Source organism: Pseudomonas sp. 05T35, assembly GCF_056396605.1.
In genome coordinates, this window is sequence record NZ_JBFTLU010000658.1 from 1 (window position 1) to 1,729 (window position 1,729).

Annotated in this window: 3 protein-coding genes; 2 read left to right on the forward strand and 1 reads right to left on the reverse strand. The window is 54.3% G+C overall.

Translation table 11 applies throughout. The annotated features are described in order from the left end of the window. On the forward strand, positions 1–127 hold a 127-nt coding region (locus AC1DH9_RS28505), incomplete at its 5' end, for a DNA binding protein (RefSeq protein WP_477809270.1). 194 nt (positions 128–321) lie between these two features. Here the strand turns inward: AC1DH9_RS28505 and AC1DH9_RS28510 are convergent. Next, positions 322–861, reverse strand: a complete 540-nt coding sequence (locus AC1DH9_RS28510; RefSeq protein ID WP_427537045.1) for a DUF4946 domain-containing protein — start codon at positions 859–861, stop codon at positions 322–324. Between the two features lie 195 nt (positions 862–1,056). Between AC1DH9_RS28510 and gloA the strand changes: the two genes are divergently transcribed. Further along, positions 1,057–1,578, forward strand: coding sequence for a lactoylglutathione lyase (gene gloA, locus AC1DH9_RS28515; RefSeq protein ID WP_427537047.1), 522 nt, complete (start codon positions 1,057–1,059; stop codon positions 1,576–1,578). Positions 1,579–1,729 lie beyond the last annotated feature (151 nt).

Sequence of the window (1,729 nt, forward strand, 5' to 3'; positions counted from 1 at the left end):
GGTCAAGGTTTATCAAAACCCGCACACTGGTGAACTGATTGAAACCAAKGGCGGCAATCACCGTGGCCTGAAAGCCTGGAAGGAACAATATGGTGCAAGCACCGTTGACTCCTGGCTGCGCACTTAAGCTTTCCTGCGCCCCTCCAAAAGCCCTGCCTGTGCAGGGCTTTTTTATGCTCGCCTATACTTAATGCAACGATGATCGTCGATCTAGTTGGAAACGCCGGCCAAATACCACAGGCATCCGGTACAACTTTCTGCTTAATCCCTTTGGGTATTAAACAATATCCCTCGGCACGGCTAGCATGCAGACATCGCGCACTACTTAAGTCTCAAACTGTTTCGCGCATCGCGTATTTCATCCTGACTTGCGGCATAAGCCTCGGCTTGGCCTGCGTAGGAAAAAACATAGGCCTTATCGGCATCTAGCGCCGCGACTAATGTTTGCGACAACACATGTCGTCCATTCTGGGTGACCGTGCAGGTGGTTTCCAGCGCTTGCAGCCTGCTCAATGTAGCGGGATGAATTTTGTTGCAAACACTTTGATAACCGCCCCGAAAAAAATCCTTTTGCACGGACTTGCGCATTTCCAGCAGCACGCCTTGCAAATTGACTTCATGCCCCGGCTCAACCTGGCTCATGGTCAACTCCATGACCAGCACCGGATCACCGTTTTCATCGTTTTTCACCGCCCGCTGCCTTGTAACCTTCGCCGCCGTCTGAACGGCCACACCCTCTTGCGGCAATACCTGCACCTCCCAGCCACTGGGCCAGGTAATTTCAGGAAGCACAGTCTCGGCGCGGGCAACAGCCGACAACAGGCAGGTCAAAACAATCAAATAGCGATACGGTCGAAACATTGCACTCAACACTGACGGGGCGAGCGTTAAAGTCTGAGCCCCGCCACGCCGCCAGGCAATAGCTGAAGGTTTTGCTTTGGTGCAATACACAGCCTTGCGTATTATTGGCGTACTGCAAGCAAGTCCCATCAACGGCAAGCCAAGGGACAGCTCTTGTCTTGAGCGCCGTTTGCCCCACTTTTTTCCGGAGGGCCCATGAGCCTGCACGAACTGAACACCTTCCCCGGCGTTACCGCCCAACCTGACACTGCCACGCAGCAATTCGTCTTCAACCACACCATGTTGCGGGTCAAGGACATCACCAAATCGCTGGATTTCTACACGCGCATCCTCGGCTTTACACTGGTGGAAAAGCGCGATTTCCCGGAAGCCGAGTTCAGCCTGTATTTCCTGGCGCTGGTCGATAAGAACCTGATACCGGCCGACGCCGCTGCACGTACCCAGTGGATGAAATCGATTCCCGGCATTCTTGAGCTGACTCACAACCACGGCACCGAGAACAATGCGGATTTCGCCTACCACAATGGCAACACCGACCCTCGCGGTTTCGGCCACATCTGCATTTCGGTGCCAGACATTCGCGCGGCTTGCGAGCGCTTCGAAGCACTGGGCTGTGATTTCCAGAAACGCCTGAATGACGGCCGCATGAAGAGCCTGGCGTTCATCAAGGACCCGGACGCGTACTGGGTTGAGATCATTCAGCCGGCGCCGCTGTAAAACTCACTGAAAATCCAATGTGGGAACGTCGCACGGCCCTTCCCACACTTGAAATGCGCAAGACACAAAAAAACCCCATGATCACTCATGGGGTTTTGTGTTTTCAGCGTTGGCGTTTATGCCGGGGCAGACGTGCGGATCAGGTGATCGA